Consider the following 1884-nt stretch of genomic DNA (forward strand, 5'->3'; position numbering starts at 1 on the left):
CCCCGGCACCCACAGCGTGCCCTGCTCGGTCGGCACGAACCGCAGCGTCGGGTACCGCTCAAACACCCCCGCGAGGATCAGGTGTCCGAGCGTGCGCTGGGCCCACAGCGCCATCTCGGTGATCAGCACCGCGTTGGACGCCGGCTGGTCCATCGGCATCTCGGGGCTGCCGGCGCCCGCGTGCTGCACCACCGTCAGGTCCAGATCAGCGCACAGCGCCCAAAGCGGTTCGTAGCGGGTGTGGAAGAGCGGTGCGACCAGGGGATCACCCGGCGAGACTGGCGGCACGAGCACCCCCCCGAAGCAGTTCTGCTCGGCGCCCCAGCGAATTTCTTCCATCGCCAGCTCGAGATCGTTGGGAAAGATTTGAATCAACCCGCGCCGACGTGCCGGGGCCAGCGAACAGAAGTCGATCTGCCAGCGGTTGTGGGCCTGCACACCGGCCCAACGCTTCTCGAACTCGTCGCGAGTCCGCGGCAAGCTGATGGTGATATTGGGAGTGGTCGGAAAGAACGGTGGAACCGTGTTGGGCAGCAGCACCTCGGCGGCCACCCCATCGGCGTCCATGTCGGCAATCCGGAGGTCACTATCCCAGTTCCGGTTGGCGGTGGCGATGATCAGGTCATCGAACGGGCTGACGTAGGTCTTCGCCCAGGCATCGAACTCGTCCTGCAGGGCCGCGGGCAGATATGGCTTGTAGTCGCCGATATCGGCCCCCGCATGGGTGTCCGTCGAGATGACGACATACCGATCGATCGTGTCCCAGCTTGCGGCCATCGTGTCCTCCGACGTTGGTGCGTATCAAAACCAGCCTCCTCGGTTGACCCGAGCAGCGGCAAGACCTTATTCCAATGAGCGGGACAGCACGGCTGAAACATCGGCCCACGCCTGATCCCGCGCCTTGGTGCAGATGCCAAGCCCGGCCATTGTCATGAAGCCATGGATCGCACCCTCGTAGTCGCGGTGAATTGTCGGAACTCCCGCAGCGACAAGTGCTTTCGCGTAATTGCCGCCCTCCGAGCACAGCGGGTCACACCCGGCGGTGATCACCACCGCGGGCGGCAGGCCGGTCAGCCGGGCCCGCAGCGGCGAGGCGTAGGGATGGCTGCGGTCCGCGAGTCTCGGAACGTATTGATCCCAGTACCAGGCCATCGCGGCAGCGGTGTTGTAGTAGCCGACACCGAAGCGCTGGTAGGACGGCGTGCCGAAGTCGGCGGCGATCACCGGATACATCAGCACCTGGCCTGCAATTGCGGGCCAGTCGCGGTCGCGGGCCATTAGGGCGGTCACCGCGGCCAGGTTGCCGCCCGCGCTGTCACCGGCAACCAGCAGGAGGTCCGGGTCGGCGCCAAGCGCTCCGGCCTGTTGCGTCGCCCAGTCGGCGACGGCGTAGACATCCTCCGCTGCTGCCGGCCATGGCGATTCGGGTGCCAGCCGGTAGTCGACAGACACCACGACCGCGCCGATACCATTCGTCATCGCGCGGCATAGTTCGTCGTGGGAATTCAGATCGCAAAACACGAACCCGCCGCCATGCGCGAAGACGACGACGGGCACGGGACCGGACGTCGCAGAAGACACGGTCGGCCAATAGATCCGCAGGGCGATGTCGCCCACCGGGGAGGGCACGGTCCGGTCTACAACGGCACCGACCGGCGCGGGACGCGGCGGCGGCACTGCACGCTCGCGGATCACGGCGCGCAATTGCGGCCCGGTCATGGTCTCGACGCGCGGGAAGTATCTGTTGAGCGCCGGTAGCAGCCCAGCGATCTCGGCGTCGAGGTTCACGCGTACTTCAAGGTCCGGACCGGTGTCGGGCGCAGCGGGCGGGAATGCTGCAGGATCGGCTGCACGCGCATCTGCCCGCCGTCGTCGAAGTTGCGC

Annotated in this window: 2 protein-coding genes; both read right to left on the reverse strand. The window is 66.6% G+C overall.

The window, feature by feature from the left end; translation table 11 throughout:
* Nucleotides 1-777 (reverse strand): amidohydrolase family protein (locus WAN71_RS13510; protein ID WP_422225818.1); only part of this gene is annotated, 777 nt, incomplete at its 3' end.
* A 66-nt stretch (nt 778-843) separates the two neighbouring features.
* Nucleotides 844-1788, reverse strand: coding sequence for an alpha/beta hydrolase (locus WAN71_RS13515; protein ID WP_422225819.1), 945 nt, complete (start codon nt 1786-1788; stop codon nt 844-846).
* Nucleotides 1789-1884 lie beyond the last annotated feature (96 nt).

This window comes from Mycobacterium sp., from assembly GCF_049280035.1.
Lineage (GTDB): Bacteria > Actinomycetota > Actinomycetes > Mycobacteriales > Mycobacteriaceae > Mycobacterium.